Origin of the sequence: Enterobacter sp. 200527-13 (assembly GCF_027924865.1) — a bacterium.
GTDB lineage: Bacteria > Pseudomonadota > Gammaproteobacteria > Enterobacterales > Enterobacteriaceae > Enterobacter > Enterobacter ludwigii.
The window spans coordinates 507678-524574 of record NZ_BSCM01000001.1 but is presented as its reverse complement, the minus strand read 5'-3'; the positions used below and the strand labels follow the sequence as shown (position 1 = coordinate 524574).

The 16897-nt window shown below is 52.9% G+C and carries 18 protein-coding genes; 12 read left to right on the top strand and 6 right to left on the bottom strand.

The genetic code is table 11. The annotated features are described in order from the left end of the window. Positions 1-3 precede the first annotated feature (3 nt). The 9 genes from rlmH to lipA all read left to right on the top strand — a co-directional run bounded on the left by rlmH (position 4) and on the right by lipA (position 9520). Entirely contained in the window at positions 4-471 is a 468-nt protein-coding gene (gene rlmH / locus QMG44_RS02440; RefSeq protein ID WP_003858701.1) for a 23S rRNA (pseudouridine(1915)-N(3))-methyltransferase RlmH, read from the top strand. Between the two features lie 28 nt (positions 472-499). Next, a complete protein-coding gene (gene mrdA / locus QMG44_RS02435) occupies positions 500-2401 on the top strand; it encodes a peptidoglycan DD-transpeptidase MrdA (RefSeq protein ID WP_014169119.1) in 1902 nt (633 codons plus the stop codon). 2 nt (positions 2402-2403) lie between these two features. Beyond that, entirely contained in the window at positions 2404-3516 is a 1113-nt protein-coding gene (gene mrdB / locus QMG44_RS02430; RefSeq protein ID WP_014169118.1) for a peptidoglycan glycosyltransferase MrdB, read from the top strand. Between the two features lie 16 nt (positions 3517-3532). Then, positions 3533-4645 carry an endolytic peptidoglycan transglycosylase RlpA gene (gene rlpA, locus QMG44_RS02425; RefSeq protein WP_086532800.1) on the top strand — a complete coding sequence of 371 codons (1113 nt, stop codon included), beginning with the start codon at positions 3533-3535 and terminating at the stop codon, positions 4643-4645. 139 nt (positions 4646-4784) lie between these two features. Further along, complete coding sequence (gene dacA, locus QMG44_RS02420; protein ID WP_014169116.1) at positions 4785-5996, top strand: D-alanyl-D-alanine carboxypeptidase DacA; 1212 nt, start codon at positions 4785-4787, stop codon at positions 5994-5996. 105 nt (positions 5997-6101) lie between these two features. After that, complete coding sequence (ybeD, locus tag QMG44_RS02415) at positions 6102-6365, top strand: DUF493 family protein YbeD (protein WP_003858718.1); 264 nt, start codon at positions 6102-6104, stop codon at positions 6363-6365. Positions 6366-6460: 95 nt separating this feature from the next. Next, positions 6461-7102: a lipoyl(octanoyl) transferase LipB gene (lipB, locus tag QMG44_RS02410; RefSeq protein ID WP_020885000.1), complete on the top strand. Its 642-nt coding sequence runs from the start codon at positions 6461-6463 to the stop codon at positions 7100-7102. Between the two features lie 291 nt (positions 7103-7393). Then, positions 7394-8347: a YbeF family transcriptional regulator gene (locus QMG44_RS02405; RefSeq protein WP_020885001.1), complete on the top strand. Its 954-nt coding sequence runs from the start codon at positions 7394-7396 to the stop codon at positions 8345-8347. Between the two features lie 207 nt (positions 8348-8554). Beyond that, positions 8555-9520, top strand: coding sequence for a lipoyl synthase (gene lipA, locus QMG44_RS02400; protein ID WP_014169113.1), 966 nt, complete (start codon positions 8555-8557; stop codon positions 9518-9520). A gap of 81 nt (positions 9521-9601) precedes the next feature. Here the strand turns inward: lipA and tatE are convergent, their stop codons facing one another. Beyond that, positions 9602-9805, bottom strand: a complete 204-nt coding sequence (gene tatE / locus QMG44_RS02395) for a twin-arginine translocase subunit TatE (RefSeq protein ID WP_014169112.1) — start codon at positions 9803-9805, stop codon at positions 9602-9604. A 126-nt stretch (positions 9806-9931) separates the two neighbouring features. Then, a complete protein-coding gene (locus tag QMG44_RS02390) occupies positions 9932-10720 on the bottom strand; it encodes a deaminated glutathione amidase (RefSeq protein WP_086532801.1) in 789 nt (262 codons plus the stop codon). 67 nt (positions 10721-10787) lie between these two features. Here QMG44_RS02390 and crcB point away from each other — a divergent pair, with 67 nt between their 5' ends. After that, entirely contained in the window at positions 10788-11171 is a 384-nt protein-coding gene (gene crcB, locus QMG44_RS02385) for a fluoride efflux transporter CrcB (protein ID WP_014169110.1), read from the top strand. A gap of 220 nt (positions 11172-11391) precedes the next feature. Here the strand turns inward: crcB and cspE are convergent, their stop codons facing one another. Continuing rightward, on the bottom strand, positions 11392-11601 hold the full coding sequence (cspE, locus tag QMG44_RS02380) for a transcription antiterminator/RNA stability regulator CspE (protein ID WP_002439184.1): 210 nt from the start codon (positions 11599-11601) through the stop codon (positions 11392-11394). 190 nt (positions 11602-11791) lie between these two features. Beyond that, positions 11792-12409: a lipid IV(A) palmitoyltransferase PagP gene (gene pagP, locus QMG44_RS02375; protein ID WP_014169108.1), complete on the bottom strand. Its 618-nt coding sequence runs from the start codon at positions 12407-12409 to the stop codon at positions 11792-11794. Positions 12410-12904: 495 nt separating this feature from the next. On the opposite strand from pagP, the gene dcuC reads away from it, so the two are divergent. Beyond that, positions 12905-14272 carry an anaerobic C4-dicarboxylate transporter DcuC gene (dcuC, locus tag QMG44_RS02370; RefSeq protein WP_020885003.1) on the top strand — a complete coding sequence of 456 codons (1368 nt, stop codon included), beginning with the start codon at positions 12905-12907 and terminating at the stop codon, positions 14270-14272. Positions 14273-14366: 94 nt separating this feature from the next. Continuing rightward, a complete protein-coding gene (gene rna, locus QMG44_RS02365; RefSeq protein WP_020885004.1) occupies positions 14367-15176 on the top strand; it encodes a ribonuclease I in 810 nt (269 codons plus the stop codon). On the opposite strand, the gene QMG44_RS02360 is transcribed toward rna, so the two are convergent. Beyond that, complete coding sequence (locus tag QMG44_RS02360) at positions 15170-15787, bottom strand: flavin reductase family protein (RefSeq protein WP_025204679.1); 618 nt, start codon at positions 15785-15787, stop codon at positions 15170-15172. The two genes, rna and QMG44_RS02360, sit on opposite strands and share 7 nt — an antisense overlap. Before the next feature lie 89 nt (positions 15788-15876). Then, positions 15877-16707, bottom strand: a complete 831-nt coding sequence (locus QMG44_RS02355) for an alpha/beta fold hydrolase (protein ID WP_020885006.1) — start codon at positions 16705-16707, stop codon at positions 15877-15879. Positions 16708-16897 lie beyond the last annotated feature (190 nt).

The following is a 16897-nucleotide window of genomic DNA, read 5'->3' as shown; positions in this document are numbered from 1 at the left end:
TGCGTGAAGTTGCAACTGGTCGCCGTCGGCACCAAAATGCCGGACTGGGTACAAACCGGTTTTACTGAATATCTGCGTCGTTTTCCAAAAGACATGCCGTTCGAACTGGTGGAAATTCCCGCCGGGAAACGCGGCAAGAACGCCGATATCAAACGTATTCTCGATAAAGAGGGAGAGCTGATGCTGGCTGCCGCAGGCAAAAACCGCATCGTCACCCTCGATATTCCAGGTAAACCCTGGGATACGCCGCAGCTGGCGCACGAACTGGAGCGCTGGAAGCAGGATGGTCGTGACGTCAGTCTGTTGATTGGCGGGCCTGAAGGGTTATCTCCTGCCTGCAAAGCGGCGGCTGAACAAAGTTGGTCTCTCTCCGCGCTGACGCTTCCCCACCCGCTCGTTCGGGTACTGGTGGCAGAAAGCCTGTATCGCGCGTGGAGCATTACTACCAACCACCCATATCACCGCGAGTAGTGACTGACCAGGGTAGATTAAGCAGCGGATGAAACTACAGAATTCTTTTCGCGACTATACGGCTGAGTCCGCGCTGTTTGTGCGCCGGGCGCTGGTCGCCTTTACGGGGATTTTGCTGCTTACCGGCGTGCTGATCGCCAACCTCTATAATCTGCAAATTGTCCGCTTTACCGATTATCAGACGCGTTCAAACGAAAACCGTATCAAGCTGGTGCCCATCGCGCCCAGCCGCGGCATTATCTACGACCGTAACGGCACTCCGCTGGCGTTAAACCGCACCATTTATCAAATCGAAATGATGCCGGAAAAAGTCGATAATGTGCAGGATACGCTTGAAGCGCTAAAAGGCGTTGTCGATCTGACCGACGATGATATCGCCGCGTTCAAAAAAGAGCGTGCCCGCTCCCACCGTTTCACCTCAATCCCGGTTAAAACGAACCTGACGGAAGTCCAGGTGGCCCGCTTTGCCGTGAACCAGTATCGTTTTCCCGGCGTGGAAGTGAAAGGTTACAAGCGTCGCTACTACCCTTACGGTTCCGCGCTGACGCATGTCATTGGTTACGTTTCCAAGATCAACGATAAAGACGTTGAACGCCTCGATAAAGACGGCAAACTGGCGAACTACGCGGCGACGCACGATATCGGTAAGCTGGGGATCGAACGCTACTACGAAGATGTCCTGCACGGGCAGACCGGCTATGAAGAGGTTGAAGTTAACAACCGTGGCCGCGTCATTCGCCAGCTCAAAGAAGTGCCACCGCAGGCGGGGCATGACGTCTACCTGACGCTCGACCTCAAGCTGCAGCAGTATATTGAAACCTTACTGGCGGGCAGCCGTGCTGCCGTTGTCGTCACCGATCCGCGTTCCGGCGGCATTCTGGCGATGGTGTCCATGCCAAGCTACGACCCGAACCTCTTTGTCGATGGTATCTCCAGCAAAGACTATTCCGGTCTGCTCAATGACCCGAATACGCCGCTGGTGAACCGCGCCACACAAGGGGTTTACCCGCCAGCGTCAACGGTAAAACCGTACGTGGCGGTCTCTGCGCTGAGCGCGGGCGTCATCAACCGCAATACCAGTCTGTTTGACCCGGGCTGGTGGCAATTACCAGGCTCTGAAAAACGCTATCGCGACTGGAAAAAATGGGGCCATGGTCACCTCAACGTTACCAAATCGCTGGAAGAGTCTGCGGATACCTTCTTCTACCAGGTTGCGTATGACATGGGCATTGACCGCCTGTCAGAGTGGATGAGCAAATTCGGTTACGGACATTACACCGGCGTTGACCTTTCAGAAGAACGTTCCGGTAACATGCCAACCCGTGAGTGGAAGCTGAAGCGCTTTAAGAAGCCGTGGTATCAGGGTGATACCATTCCGGTGGGTATCGGTCAGGGCTACTGGACGGCGACCCCGATTCAGATGAACAAAGCGATGATGATCCTCATCAACGATGGCGTAGTGAAAGTTCCGCACCTGCTGCAAAGTACGGTTGAAGACGGCAAAAAAGTGCCGTGGATCCAGCCGCATGAAGCCCCGGTGGGTGACATTCATTCCGGTTACTGGGAAATTGCCAAAGACGGTATGTACGGCGTGGCGAACCGCCCGAACGGGACCGCACATAAGTATTTCGCCGGCACACCGTATAAAGTGGCCGCCAAATCCGGTACTGCGCAGGTCTTCGGTCTGAAAGCCAATGAAACCTATAACGCGCACCGCATTGCTGAACGTCTGCGTGACCATAAGCTGATGACGGCCTTTGCCCCTTATGATAACCCGCAGGTTGCGGTGGCGATGATTCTGGAAAACGGCGGCGCAGGTCCGGCCGTGGGGACCATCATGCGCCAGATCCTCGACCACATTATGCTGGGTGATAACAACACCGAACTGCCGGCTGAAAACCCGGCCGCCGCTGCGGCGGAGGACCAATAATCATGACGGATAATCCAAATAAAAAATCGCTGTGGGATAAAATCCACATCGACCCAGCCATGCTGCTGATCCTGCTGGCTCTGCTGGTTTACAGCGCCCTGGTTATCTGGAGCGCCAGCGGCCAGGACATCGGAATGATGGAGCGCAAAATCGGCCAGATCGCGATGGGTCTGGTCATTATGGTGGTCATGGCGCAGATCCCGCCGCGGGTCTACGAAGGCTGGGCACCGTACCTGTACATATTCTGTATTGTGCTGCTGGTTGCGGTAGATGCCTTTGGGGCCATCTCTAAAGGCGCGCAGCGCTGGCTGGATCTGGGCGTTGTCCGCTTCCAGCCCTCTGAAATAGCCAAAATAGCGGTTCCCTTGATGGTGGCGCGTTTTATTAACCGTGACGTCTGCCCGCCTTCGCTGAAAAATACCGCCATTGCGCTGGTGCTGATTTTCCTGCCGACGCTACTGGTTGCGGCGCAGCCTGACCTCGGCACCTCGATTCTTATCGCCCTCTCCGGCCTGTTTGTCCTGTTCCTGTCGGGTTTAAGCTGGCGTCTGATTGGCATTGCAGTCGTGCTGGTGGCAGCATTCATCCCGATTCTCTGGTTCTTCCTGATGCATGATTACCAGCGACAACGCGTCATGATGCTGCTCGATCCGGAAACCGATCCGCTGGGTGCGGGCTATCATATTATTCAGTCCAAGATTGCGATCGGTTCCGGCGGCCTGCGCGGTAAAGGCTGGCTGCACGGCACCCAGTCCCAGCTGGAGTTCTTACCGGAACGCCACACCGACTTTATCTTTGCGGTTCTGGCGGAAGAGCTGGGCCTGGTTGGCATCCTGATTCTGCTGGCGCTGTATGTGCTGTTGATCATGCGAGGGCTGTGGATCGCCGCGCGTGCGCAAACCACCTTTGGCCGCGTGATGGCAGGAGGGTTGATGCTGATTTTATTCGTTTATGTCTTCGTAAATATTGGTATGGTGAGTGGTATTCTGCCGGTTGTTGGCGTCCCGCTCCCGCTGGTGAGCTACGGAGGCTCGGCACTGATCGTGTTGATGGCCGGGTTTGGTATCGTGATGTCGATCCATACCCACAGAAAAATGTTGTCAAAAAGCGTATAAAAATAAGGGGATCGGAATGCGTAAGCAGTGGCTGGGGATCTGCATTGCGGCAAGTTTACTTGCGGCCTGCACAAGTGATGATGGTCAGCAACAGGCAACCGTCGCGCCGCCGCAGCCTGCGGTTTGTAATGGCCCGATCGTTGAAATCAGCGGTGCCGATCCCGTTTATGAACCGCTCAATGCCAGCGCGAATCAGGATTACGAGCGCGATGGCAAAAGCTACAAAATTGTTCAGGATCCCTCCCGCTTTAGCCAGGCTGGCTTTGCCGCCATTTATGATGCCGAGCCAGGCAGCAACCTGACGGCGACCGGCGAAGCGTTCGATCCGATGCAACTGACGGCGGCTCACCCGACCCTGCCTGTCCCGAGCTACGCCCGTATCACCAACCTGGCGAATGGTCGTATGATCGTGGTACGCATTAACGATCGTGGTCCCTACGGTAACGACCGGGTGATCTCCCTGTCACGCGCGGCTGCAGACCGCCTGAACACCTCGAACAATACCAAAGTCCGTATTGACCCGATTATCGTGGCGCAGGATGGCACCCTCTCCGGGCCAGGTACCGCGTGTACGACGGTGGCGAAACAGACTTATGCCCTTCCCGACCGCCCGAACCTGGACGGCGGCATGGGAAGCGTCTCTTCTCCGGCAGAGCCTTCTCAGCCAGCAGGAGAAGTGCGCCCAATCAGCAATGATACGTTGCAGAGCGAAGACACGACGGGTGCGCCGGTAAAGAGTAGCGGCTTCCTTGGCGCGCCGACCACGTTAGCCACCGGCGTGCTGGAAGGCAGCGAACCAACGCCAGCACCGGCTCCTGTTGTCGCTCCTGCCCCAGAGCCTGCGCCCGTAACGGCTCCGGCGACGGCGCAAAGCACACCGGTTGCGGCTCCAGCGGCGGCCAGCGGCGGCTTTGTGGTTCAGGTTGGGGCGGTAAGCGATCAGGCCCGTGCACAGCAGTATCAACAGCGTCTGAGCCAGCAGTTTGGTGTTCCGGGACGCGTTGCGCAAAACGGCGCAGTATGGCGTATTCAGATGGGACCGTTTGCCAGCAAATCGCAGGCAGCGTCTCTGCAGCAGCGCCTGCAAAATGAAGCCCAACTACAATCATTTATCGCTGTTGCGAAATAATGAACTGGCGGCATCCAAAGTGTCAATTTGTGTAAAACACATTCACAAACTCATGCTTAAAGTCGGATGCCTGCCTGAATAGCATTTGCTATAGTAAGGCACTTTTTTTAATTCCATCACGGATGTCGTTGTTCTGACCATGAAGACCACTTTTTCTGCTCGTTTTGTGCAGCGCATGGCGCTGACCACGGCCCTTTGCGCAACTGCTCTCTCTGCAGCTCACGCCGATGACCTGAATATCAAGACCATGATCCCTGGCGTTCCGCAAATCGACGCGGAATCGTATATCCTGATCGACTATAACTCTGGCAAAGTGCTGGCTGAACAGAATGCCGACGCCCGCCGCGATCCGGCCAGCCTGACCAAAATGATGACCAGCTACGTTATCGGCCAGGCCATGAAAGCAGGGAAGTTCAAAGAAACGGATCTGGTCACCATCGGTAACGATGCGTGGGCAACCGGCAACCCGGTATTTAAAGGTTCATCATTGATGTTCCTGAAACCGGGCATGCAGGTTCCTGTTTCTCAGCTGATCCGTGGTATTAACCTGCAATCCGGTAACGATGCGTGCGTGGCAATGGCCGATTTCGCCGCGGGAAGCCAGGATGCCTTCGTCGGTCTGATGAACAGCTACGTCACCGCGCTGGGTCTGAAGAACAGCCATTTCCAGACCGTACATGGTCTGGACGCAGATGGTCAGTACAGCTCCGCACGTGATATGGCGTTGATTGGTCAGGCGCTGATCCGTGACGTGCCGAACGAATACTCCATCTATAAAGAGAAAGAGTTCACCTTCAACGGTATCCGTCAGACCAACCGTAACGGCCTGCTGTGGGATAACAGCCTGAACGTTGACGGCATCAAAACTGGCCATACCGATAAAGCTGGCTACAACCTGGTTGCTTCTGCCACCGAAGGTCAGATGCGTCTGATCTCTGCCGTGATGGGTGGTCGTACCTTCAAAGGTCGTGAGACGGAAAGCAAGAAACTGCTGACCTGGGGCTTCCGTTTCTTCGAAACCGTGAACCCGTTGAAAGCCGGTAAAGAGTTTGCTTCTGAGCCAGTCTGGTTCGGTGATAACGACCGTGCTTCCCTTGGTGTGGATAAAGATCTGTACCTGACCATTCCTCGTGGTCGCATGAAAGATCTGAAAGCCAGCTACGTGCTGAACACCACTGAGCTGCACGCGCCACTGCAGAAAAACCAGGTGGTGGGCACCATCAACTTCCAGCTGGATGGTAAAACCATCGATCAGCGTCCGCTGGTTGTTCTGCAAGAAATCCCGGAAGGCAATTTCTTCGGCAAAATCATTGATTACATTAAATTGATGTTCCATCACTGGTTTGGCTAAAAATTGAACACTTGAAAGTGTGATTTTGATCCCCATATACTAGATATCCTGATAACTCCCACCTGTCGTGGGAGTTATTCTTTTTGACGTTACGCCGGAGCTGACATGAAAACCAAACTTAACGAACTGCTTGAATTCCCTACCCCGTTTACCTACAAAGTAATGGGTCTGGCGAAACCTGAGCTGGTTGATCAGGTGGTTGAAGTGGTACAGCGCCATGCGCCGGGTGACTACTCTCCGTCAGTAAAACCAAGCAGCAAGGGCAACTACCACTCGGTATCCATTACCATTACCGCAACCCACATTGAGCAGGTTGAGACGCTGTACGAAGAGCTCGGCAATATCGAAATTGTTCGTATGGTGCTGTAGTCCCTCTGCGGTTACCCGGTTTGCCGGGTAACCCGCCTCCCCGCTTGTGATATACTCTCCCTCACCTTTTGTCCCTCGTCTTCGGAGACGTCCTTTTGTATCAGGATAAAATTCTTGTCCGTCATCTCGGGCTGCAACCTTACGAGCCTGTCTCCCAGGCCATGCATGATTTCACCGATTCACGCGATGACACCACCCCTGATGAGATCTGGCTGGTCGAACACCTGCCGGTATTTACACAGGGACAGGCGGGAAAAGCGGAACATTTATTGATGACGGGTGATATCCCGGTAATTCAAAGCGATCGCGGTGGGCAGGTCACGTACCACGGGCCCGGGCAGCAGGTGATGTACGTTCTGCTGAACCTGAAGCGCAGAAAGCTCGGCGTTCGCGAACTGGTTACCCTGCTGGAACAAACCGTGGTTAACACGCTGGCGGAATACGGTATTGAAGCCCATCCGCGTGCCGATGCGCCGGGCGTCTATGTGGGAGAAAGTAAGATTTGCTCACTGGGGCTGCGTATCCGCAAGGGCTGCTCCTTCCACGGGCTGGCACTGAATATTAATATGGATCTTACCCCTTTCCAGCGCATAAACCCCTGTGGCTACGCCGGAATGGAGATGACGCAAATGCGCCAGTGGGTTGAAAGCGCAACGCCCGAGAATATTCGTCCTGTGCTTTTGAAGAACGTTTTAGCCCTACTTAACAATCCATCTTACGAATATATCACTGCTTAATATATCATGCATCATGGCTCGATTATTTGACGGGCCACTGTTTATTTACCGCTTTTACGCTTTACAATAATCCGCTTATTCTATATTTTCGAAGCGCCCGAATATTACCGCTACATATTATTTAGCCTCCAGCCAGAACTGCATACAGGGCGTAAGTAACTTGCGTGATAATCACACAACTGTTTGTTTTTGATAAACAAGTGAAACAAAACCAACACTTTACGAATCTCTACAAGCATAATAAATAAATTCAACTATCATTCATAATGTGAATGTATACGGAGTGAAAGCGTGGAGTATAATAATTTACCAGCCAAACGACTGAATGACCCAGGTGGTGAGGACAAGCCACAAATTTTTCGGACTTTACGTAATATTGATCTCAATTTGTTGACTATTTTTGAGGCAGTATATGTCCATAAGGGTATCGTTAATGCTGCGAAAATTCTTAATCTCACGCCTTCAGCAATAAGCCAGTCAATTCAAAAACTGCGCGCTATATTTCCCGACCCGTTATTTATTCGTAAGGGCCAGGGGGTTACGCCGACGGCCTACGCCACCCATCTGCATGAGTACATCAGCCAGGGGCTGGAGTCGATTCTGGGTGCGCTGGATTTAACCGGCAGCTATGACAAACAGAGAACCATCACTATCGGCTGCACCCCGTCTGTCGGCGTGCTGGTGATGCCCGCTATTTTTCAGGCGATAAAAGAACATGTTCCCCAACTCCTGCTGCGAAATGTGCCGCTCAACGAGCCTGATATTCAGCTTGCTCAGTTTCAGACCGACCTGATTATAGAAAGCGGCAGCTTTAGCGCCCGAGCGCTCGGACAACATGTCCTGTATGCGGATAACCTGGTGCTGGTGTGCCGCCAGCAGCATCCCGCCCTGAGCGGGCCGTTGACCATTGAAAATCTGCGCAACTACGATCATTCGTCTTTCATGACCGAAGGGCAGTCCAACCATGCGCTGCGTCAGCGAATCGATGAGATATTCCCGGAACGCCAGATCAGCTTCAGTAGTTACAATATGTTCACCACTGCCTCCCTGATTGGCAGCAGCGACATGCTCTGCATCATGCCTTCGCGTCTGTATACCTTGTTGCGTAAATGTTGGCCGCTGGAGAGCATTCCTCTCAACCAGCTCAATGCGGAATCTATCGAGATTTCACTGCATTACAACAAACTCAGCTTGCGCGATCCGGTGCTGGAAAACGTTATCCGCGTCATCCGCCAGGCCTTCTGACAGGTTGATACAGCACAAGCCCCTGCCCCCTGCCGGGCAAAACGCACAAAACAACAACTATTTTACAAATTGGCGACCTGGCAGGCTGCTTTACCGACCGTTTCAATGATATACTGCCTGTCGTTCGTTCAAAAATAGTTGATAAATACAACATTCCCTTGAATAGAAACGCTTTCCTTCGATATTCGCAACTGGAACACGCACGCTATGAGTAAACCCATTGTGATGGAACGCGGTGTTAAATACCGCGATGCCGATAAAATGGCCCTTATCCCGGTTAAAAACGTGGCTACAGAGCGCGAAGCGCTGTTAAGAAAACCGGAATGGATGAAAATCAAACTTCCGGCTGACTCTTCGCGTATCCAGGGGATCAAAGCGGCGATGCGCAAGAACGGCCTTCACTCCGTCTGTGAAGAAGCCTCTTGCCCGAACCTTGCTGAATGTTTCAATCACGGTACCGCGACGTTTATGATTCTGGGTGCCATCTGTACCCGCCGCTGCCCGTTCTGCGATGTGGCTCATGGCCGCCCGGTAGCGCCCGACGCTAACGAACCTCAGAAACTGGCGCAGACCATCGCCGATATGGCGCTGCGTTATGTCGTTATTACCTCCGTTGACCGTGACGATCTGCGTGATGGCGGTGCTCAGCACTTCGCTGACTGCATTACCGCTATTCGCGAGAAAAGCCCGAACATCAAAATTGAGACGCTGGTTCCAGACTTCCGCGGCCGTATGGATCGCGCGCTGGACATCCTGACCGCGACGCCACCAGACGTGTTTAACCACAACCTGGAGAACGTGCCGCGTCTCTACCGTCAGGTACGTCCTGGTGCGGACTATAACTGGTCTCTGAAGCTGCTGGAGCGTTTTAAAGAAGCGCATCCCCATATTCCGACCAAGTCAGGCCTGATGGTTGGTCTCGGTGAAACGAATGCTGAGATCATCGAAGTGATGCGCGATCTGCGCCGCCACGGTGTGACCATGCTGACGCTGGGACAGTATCTGCAGCCAAGCCGCCACCACCTGCCCGTGCAGCGCTACGTGAGCCCGGATGAGTTTGATGAGATGAAAGCCGAAGCGATGGCGATGGGCTTTACCCACGCAGCCTGCGGCCCATTTGTTCGCTCCTCTTACCATGCCGATATGCAGGCAAAAGGCGAAGAAGTGAAATAAGACTGTAATATTCACTTACAGTAATACAAAAAAACCGGCCTCTTGAGCCGGTTTTTTTTCGCAAGCCCTCAGGCATTGCCGTTACTCTTTGTGAGAAAGCTTCTCTGCCGGGATGTCACCCTCGGCGCTTTTCTTCGCAGCCGCATCATCGTCGTTCATTGCTTTCTTAAAGCCTTTGATGGCGGCACCCAGGTCACCACCCAGCGTGCGTAACTTCTTGGTACCAAACAGCAGGACGACCAGTGCGGCAACCACCAGCAGTTTGGTAATACTAATCTCACCCATAGATACCTTCTTTACATAAACCAGGCTGCATTCAGCGCCAAAAACCTGATTGTATTAACGGTCATTTGACGCGTGCACACAATAGCAATCTGTAACAAGGTGAATCAAGCATTGTTGAAAAAAACATCACAATAATTGCGGTGGCGCAAACCGACGGTTGCGAAGAACCGGTAATTGCTGCCGTGCAAGCGTAATCCTCTCCCGCTGTAACTCTGTCATCAGCAAAACCGGGGCTTCCGCCGCAGCGGCTATCGTAACACCCAGCGGATCCACCACCCTGCTCTGCCCAATGTTCTTATTGCCGCACTCCCCCGAGGCCACAACATAACAGGTAGTATCCAGCGCACGCGCTGTAAGGAGCGTTGCCCAGTGCTGCTCTTTAAGCGGCCCCTTGACCCACGCGGCAGGCACTACCAGCACGTCAGCCCCCTTTAACGCGAGCGTAAGTGCCAGCTCAGGAAAACGCAGGTCGTAGCAGGTCATCAACCCAATCTTAAAGCCATCGACATCAAGCAGCGGTGGGATGCTGTCTCCCGGATCCACCCGCCGCGATTCCTGAATGCTGAAGGCATCATAAAGATGGAGTTTGGCATAGCGCGCAACGATCGCGCCGTCACGGATGGCCACGAGCGTATTTACCGCCCGTCCCGCCGTCGAGGGGATATGGACCGTAAAGAGGGTGGTCAAACCATTGCCCGCACTTTCCGCCAGCAGATGCTGTAAAAATTCGCCATCCAGAGGCTGGGCAGACTTCACCGACAGGTCCGGGTCGTTGTCATCTCTTGCCAGCAGCGCCTCCGGCAGCACCAGCAAGGATGCTTCTTTCAGGCGGGCCTGCCTCATCAGAGAGACACATCTATCTGCATTCTCTTGCCAGTCAGGCGTAACCGCAAACTGTCCTACCGCAACATACATATTTGTCCCCTCAGCAAAAACCGCGTTAAACTCGCCACTCTTACACATCAAATAGCAGGTATTTACAGTGTTACAACTACTTTTAGCCGTTTTTATTGGTGGGGGTACGGGTAGCGTTGCGCGGTGGTTTTTGAGTATGCGTTTTAATCCCCTGCATCAGGCTATTCCAATGGGTACGCTGGCGGCTAACCTGATAGGTGCTTTCATTATTGGCGTGGGGCTGGCCTGGTTTAACCGTATGACGCATATCGATCCCGTGTGGAAGCTATTGATTACCACCGGCTTTTGCGGCGGTTTAACCACCTTCTCAACGTTCTCGGCGGAAGTGGTTTTCCTGTTTCAGGAAGGGCGTGTCGGCTGGGCGCTGATGAACATTGCGATTAATATGCTCGGCTCCTTTGCGATGACGGGGATCGCATTCTGGCTATTTTCTTCCGCCACGACGCACTAACAGACGCTGCGTTAATGTTGGCTTAATTTTTCTCTGTCACTCTGAACGCAATACTGAACGAGGGTGACAGAATGAAACAGAACCTGATGAGCGCAGGTGTGGTGTTGTTGAGCGTGCTGATCGTTGCCAGCTTCCTCAAAATGTATCTGCTTAGCTGATTCAACGCGAAAAAAAACCCGCTCAATGAGCGGGTTTTGAAATTCTTGCTGACGCGTCTGAATTACAGAGCGATTACGTTAGCAGCAGAAGGGCCTTTGGCACCGTTAGTGATTTCGAACTCTACACGCTGACCTTCAGCCAGAGTTTTGAAACCATTAGACTGGATTGCAGAGAAGTGTACGAACACGTCTTTGCTGCCATCTTCAGGAGTAATGAAACCGAATCCTTTGGACTCATTAAACCACTTAACGTTACCTTTAATCTTAGACATCAAAATTACCTTTACATTAAAAAACGACACAAATGCTGTGTCGGGTACCAGTACATCAATTGTGGGACCTTTTGTCCAGCGGTTCTTTGATAAAAAGTGACTAAAGTCGCGTTAATTTCTGCTGACGGTTTTTTATCTCAACGGAATCAACGGCTGCACACTTTTTCACCAGCACGTGACGTTTTTTCAGTTAAAACTGAAAACGCATCCAGGCGAAGTAAACGTTACCGTTGTTGTATGTCCCCGGGATATAGGTCATCTGGAACGTTGCCGGACCATAGCCGATAGAGGCCAGAGGCAGCAGCACCGGAATCGGAATGTAGTTCCAGTTGTCGCGTGCGGTCACACCGGCGGTGTAGCCCAGCCCCACATGGAAGTTTTCATCGGCTAACGGACGCCAGGTTTTCTCCCAGCCATAACCCCCGATTGGTTCCCACTTGTTAAAGGAATCTTTAAAGGCCATCAGATAGATGCCATGCCAGTTCCCTTTTTCGTCCCAACGCGACTGACCAAAACCAGCCCCCCACGGGCGCTCGTTATATTTGTCAGTCTTTTCTTTGTCATAGGCAAAACGCGCATGCCACGTTATTGCCGGAACATACAGGTCATAATGCTCTGGCGCAGTCCAGGTCTGCGACACATTATCAGTGAAGGTGGAGAACCAGCCTTTATCGGTTGCATTGCTCTCGGCGTGTGCAACAGACGACAATGCTAACTGCCCAAAAATAAACAACAAAATGAGGAAAAATTTATTACGTACAATCACAATGCAATTACCATTCTTAGTATTCGAGGCAAAGTTTACCATAAAATAGTTTAATCAAAGCTTAACAGCATCAGCGTTATTCCTAATTAATCAGCGTCTTCCTGGGAATATTCTGAGAGGAACATACCTTCACGCCATAATAAGCACAATAAAAGCAAGCCTTTATTAGGCTTTAATACGCTGGACAATCCAACCAACGCCAGCAATGACGGTCTCCAGGGCCCGTCCTGGAGGGCTGCCGGCAGCCATTAAAAACCCAGTTCCCAAAGGGTTTTTGCCTTTTCTTTCTGCGGCGAATTTAAACCCACAAAATATTTAACAACCCATTATCATTTAATTGACATATAGTGATATCTCTACCGGTCAATATGCGCATGAGATAAATGCCGGGGCTATGGCAAAAATACCGTTAATATCTTCTTTAGTAGTCTGTTTATTGATTTTAATCAGCAAGGACAGAACATTAATTCGGCACATTTCATCCTTCTTTTTTATTGATTATTTGTGCTCTCGGGCAGCAAGGATACAGGGGAAACCATGCTTACGTTTATCGAGCTCCTTATCGGAGTCGTCGTCATTGTCGGTGTAGCGCGCTACATCATTAAAGGTTACTCGGCCACAGGGGTGTTATTTGTCGGCGGGCTAACCCTGCTCATTATCAGCGCTATCATGGGCCATCAGGTGTTACCGGCCAGCGCAGACAGTACGGGCTACACCGCCACTGACATTGTTGAATACATTAAAATCCTGCTCATGAGCCGCGGTGGCGACCTGGGTATGATGATCATGATGCTGTGCGGTTTTGCGGCGTACATGACCCATATCGGCGCGAATGATATGGTGGTTAAACTGGCATCCAAACCGCTGCAGTACATTAACTCCCCGTATCTGCTGATGGTCGCGGCCTATTTCCTTGCCTGCCTGATGTCCCTCGCCGTGTCGTCCGCCACCGGTCTGGGCGTACTGTTAATGGCCACCCTGTTCCCGATTATGGTTAACGTCGGTATCAGCCGCGGCGCGGCCGCCGCGATTTGCGCCTCGCCGGCCGCCATTATTCTTTCCCCCACCTCCGGTGATGTCGTGCTCGCAGCCAAAGCCGCTGAGATGTCGCTTATCGACTTTGCGTTCAAAACCACGCTGCCCATTTCTATCGTCGCCATTGTCGGCATGGGCATCGCGCACTTCTTCTGGCAGCGTTATCTCGATAAGAAGGAGAACATCAGCCACGAGATGCTGGACGTGAGTGAAATCACCACCACCGCGCCGGCGTTTTATGCCATTCTGCCGTTCACACCTATTATTGGCGTGCTTATTTTTGACGGTAAATGGGGCCCACAGCTGCACATCATCACCATTCTGGTGATCTGCATGCTGCTGGCCGCCCTGCTGGAGTTTGTGCGTGGGTTTAACACGCAGAAAGTCTTCTCGGGTCTGGAAGTGGCCTATCGCGGTATGGCGGATGCGTTTGCAGGAGTCGTTATGCTGCTGGTTGCAGCAGGCGTCTTCGCCCAGGGTCTGAGCACCATCGGCTTTATTCAGAGCCTGATTTCCATCGCCACCTCGTTCGGCTCGGCCAGTATTATCCTGATGCTGGTTCTGGTGGTACTGACCATGCTCGCCGCCATGACCACCGGTTCCGGTAACGCGCCGTTCTACGCCTTCGTTGAGATGATCCCGAAACTGGCTCACTCCTCAGGCATTAACCCGGCCTATCTCTCCATCCCCATGCTGCAGGCGTCAAACCTCGGTCGCACCATTTCGCCGGTATCGGGTGTGGTTGTAGCCGTTGCCGGGATGGCAAAAATCTCGCCTTTCGAAGTGATCAAACGCACCTCCGTCCCCGTGATTGTGGGGTTGATTATCGTGATTATTGCCACGCAGGTGCTGGTACCCGGCGCAGCTTAAGCTAAATTCCTGATATCCAGAAAGCGCCTGCGGGCGCTTTTTGTGCTTTAATAATTTCCAGAAATTATTCATGCTCATTCGATCAGGAAATCACATGTTCAGGAAGGATATCGTTATTCCGTCTGGCGCAATCGCGCTGGCACTCTGTGTATTCTCCGCACAGGCCGACCCACTCAAGGCAACGCAGTATGGCGATTTCGATCGCTACGTTCTGGCTCTTTCCTGGCAAACCGGGTTCTGCCAGAGCATGGCCGACCGTAACCGCAACGAGCCCGAAGAGTGCCGTTTACAAAAAGAGAGTGATAACAAAACCGATTTTCTGACCGTGCACGGATTATGGCCGGGGCTGCCAAAATCTGTTGCCGCACGGGGTGTGGATGAACGTCGCTGGATGCGTTTTGGCTGCGCGACCCGTCCAATCCCGAACATGCCGGAGGTGAAGGCCAGCCGCAAATGCGCTGCCGCCGAAACCGGACTGTCGCTTTCAGGTGCTGCGAAGCTGAACAGCGTTATGCCAGGTGCTGGCGGTAACTCCTGCCTGGAACGCTACGAATATGCCAAACACGGCGTATGCTTTGGTTTTGATCCTGACGCGTATTTCGGCACAATGGTGCGCATGAATCAGGAGATAAAAAACAGCGCGGTCGGCAAGTTCCTCGCCGATAACTATGGAAAAACCGTAAGCCGCAGCGACTTTGACAGCGCCGTGGCCAAAGGCTGGGGCAAGGAGAATGTCAAAGCGTTCAAGCTTACCTGTAATGGCAACCCGTCCTACCTGACTGAAATGCAGATCTCACTGAAGGCAGACACCATTAATAACCCGCTTTCTGCGACCTCATTTGCTCCGCAGCCACACCCGGGTAACTGCGGAAAACAATTCGTCATTGATAAAGCCGGTCACTGATTGACGATCGGTCGGGTCATGTCAAACCGGTGCTCGTCACTGATGCCATAGTAAGCCGTCGGCCCACCCGCACGCAGGATGGGCTGCGCTTTCGCCGTCTGATAAATCCCCTCTTCCAGCAACGTTTCGGCGATGTGAATACCCACCACTTCGCCGAGCACCAGCCAGGTATCAACCGGTGTGCCGTCGGCCCCGGTAAGCTGAATACACTGCGACAGGCGACACTCAAAGTTAACCGGGCTTTCTGCCACCCGCGGGGCGTTCACCAGCTGGCTGGCCGCTGGCGTTAATCCCGCAAAGGTAAATTCATTTTCATCGTGGGGAAGCATCGCCGAGGTCGCATTCATCGCTTCAGCCAGATCGCGCGTCGCCAGGTTCCAGACAAACTCGCCGGTTTCGGTAATATTACGCACGCTGTCTTTCCAGCCGTTGCTGGAAAAACCGATGATGGGCGGACGATAGTTAAAGCAGTTAAAGAAGCTATACGGCGCGAGATTCAGCTGACCGGCGTTGTCGCACGAGGAGATCCAGCCAATCGGGCGTGGGCCAATAATCGCGTTCAGTGGGTCATGCGGCAGGCCGTGTCCCAGAGAAGGTTGATAGAAATACATAGTGCTCTCTTAATGGTGGGGCAGACACGAATTGCGTTTCGCTCAGTACCCTGGATCAGGACACTCAGCGTAACGCAATCCGCCAGGAATTAAGACTGAATAAATTTCAGCAAATCGTCATTGATCTGGTGCTTATGCGTGGTGCATATGCCGTGAGAACCCCCGGCATAGACCTTCAGCTCAGCGTTCGGCAGGATCTCTGCAGCCACCCGACCACAGGTCTCGATCGGGACTATCTGGTCGTCGTCGCCGTGGATCACCAGCGTCGGGATAGTCATCTTTTTCAGATCTTCACGCAGATCGGTTTCAGAGAACGCTTTTACGCAGTCATACAGCGCCTTGATCGACCCCTGAAGCCCCTGCTCAACGAAGCTCTCCCGCACCGCTTTGGACTCTTTCGCCCCCGGGCGGTTATAGCCATAAAACGCCTCGGTCAGCGCATAGAAGAAAGCCGCGCGATCGTTAATCACGCCTTCCCGAATACCATCAAACACCTCTTTCGGCACACCGTTCGGGTTGAAATCGGTTTTGATCATAATCGGTGTCACGGCACCAATAAGTACCGCTTTCGCCACGCGATCCGTACCATGGCGACCAATATAGCGCGCCACTTCGCCACCGCCGGTTGAATGCCCCACGTGAACAGCGTCTTTCAGATTCAGACGCGCCGTCAGCTCAGCCAGGTCGTCGGCGTACTGATCCATATTGTGCCCATCCCACGGCTGCGCTGAGCGGCCATGTCCGCGGCGGTCATGTGCAATTACGCGAAATCCTTTTGACCCCAGGTATAACATTTGGTCTTCAAAGGCATCCGCCGTCAGCGGCCAGCCGTGGCTAAACACCACGGGTTGCCCGCTTCCCCAGTCTTTAAAATATAAATAACTGCCGTCTTTCAACGTAATTTTGTCGTAATCGCTCATGAGATCTCCTGAGAAGAAACACTGAATGCGGATAGTCGCCCGCAGGGGGCGCTTAAAAAGAATAATGCAAATTGGCAAGGGAGCACGTTTTTCACCGAAAATTCATATGACCCATGAATGTGACCTGTATCACTTCAAAGTTGTGCGCTCAGCCAGTATCATCAGAAGAGTTAAACCCTCGCTGCCAGAC

Excerpts from the sequence above, each read along its gene's own strand:
- rna (WP_020885004.1), top strand. The coding sequence starts at position 14,367 with ATGTTCAGGAAGGATATCGTTATTCCGTCTGGCGCAATCGCGCTGGCA.
- ybeD (WP_003858718.1), top strand. The coding sequence starts at position 6,102 with ATGAAAACCAAACTTAACGAACTGCTTGAATTCCCTACCCCGTTTACC.
- pagP (WP_014169108.1), bottom strand. The coding sequence starts at position 12,409 with ATGGTAAACTTTGCCTCGAATACTAAGAATGGTAATTGCATTGTGATT.
- QMG44_RS02355 (WP_020885006.1), bottom strand. The coding sequence starts at position 16,707 with ATGAGCGATTACGACAAAATTACGTTGAAAGACGGCAGTTATTTATAT.
- mrdB (WP_014169118.1), top strand. The coding sequence starts at position 2,404 with ATGACGGATAATCCAAATAAAAAATCGCTGTGGGATAAAATCCACATC.
- dcuC (WP_020885003.1), top strand. The coding sequence starts at position 12,905 with ATGCTTACGTTTATCGAGCTCCTTATCGGAGTCGTCGTCATTGTCGGT.
- cspE (WP_002439184.1), bottom strand. The coding sequence starts at position 11,601 with ATGTCTAAGATTAAAGGTAACGTTAAGTGGTTTAATGAGTCCAAAGGA.
- tatE (WP_014169112.1), bottom strand. The coding sequence starts at position 9,805 with ATGGGTGAGATTAGTATTACCAAACTGCTGGTGGTTGCCGCACTGGTC.
- rlpA (WP_086532800.1), top strand. The coding sequence starts at position 3,533 with ATGCGTAAGCAGTGGCTGGGGATCTGCATTGCGGCAAGTTTACTTGCG.
- lipA (WP_014169113.1), top strand. The coding sequence starts at position 8,555 with ATGAGTAAACCCATTGTGATGGAACGCGGTGTTAAATACCGCGATGCC.
- QMG44_RS02360 (WP_025204679.1), bottom strand. The coding sequence starts at position 15,787 with ATGTATTTCTATCAACCTTCTCTGGGACACGGCCTGCCGCATGACCCA.
- mrdA (WP_014169119.1), top strand. The coding sequence starts at position 500 with ATGAAACTACAGAATTCTTTTCGCGACTATACGGCTGAGTCCGCGCTG.
- QMG44_RS02390 (WP_086532801.1), bottom strand. The coding sequence starts at position 10,720 with ATGTATGTTGCGGTAGGACAGTTTGCGGTTACGCCTGACTGGCAAGAG.
- dacA (WP_014169116.1), top strand. The coding sequence starts at position 4,785 with ATGAAGACCACTTTTTCTGCTCGTTTTGTGCAGCGCATGGCGCTGACC.